This is a genomic window from Stenotrophomonas sp. SrG (assembly GCF_050031795.1).
In the GTDB taxonomy this organism is placed as follows: Bacteria; Pseudomonadota; Gammaproteobacteria; order Xanthomonadales; family Xanthomonadaceae; genus Stenotrophomonas; species Stenotrophomonas rhizophila_A.
This window is the reverse complement of sequence record NZ_JBNBBE010000500.1, coordinates 1-255: the sequence shown is the minus strand read 5'-3', so window position 1 is coordinate 255 and position 255 is coordinate 1. Positions and strand designations below refer to the sequence as shown.

Here is a 255-nt window from a genome sequence, read left to right as displayed (position 1 = left end):
GTGCGAATCGGCCACGGTGTAGATGCTGATGTCGCGGTTGGGCGTGTACAGCCGTTCGCCCTCCAGCGCGTGGAAGTGCACGCCCAGCTCGCGCGCCACCTGCTCGCAGAACAGGAAATCAGCGAAGCTGAGCGGGGATTCCACCACCACCTCGCCGGTGGCAACGCGGGTGACCAGCCCGCCATTGCACGCGATGCAGTAGTCGTCCGCGCCATTGATGGCCAGTTCCTCCAGGAACGGGGCAAGGCCGGACAC

Annotated in this window: 1 protein-coding gene; it reads right to left on the bottom strand. The window is 65.9% G+C overall.

Going from position 1 to position 255, the window contains the following annotated elements; all coding sequences use genetic code 11:
* A partial coding sequence (locus ACQG3P_RS20630; protein WP_426806089.1) for an HAD hydrolase family protein occupies window positions 1-255 on the bottom strand: 255 nt, incomplete at both ends.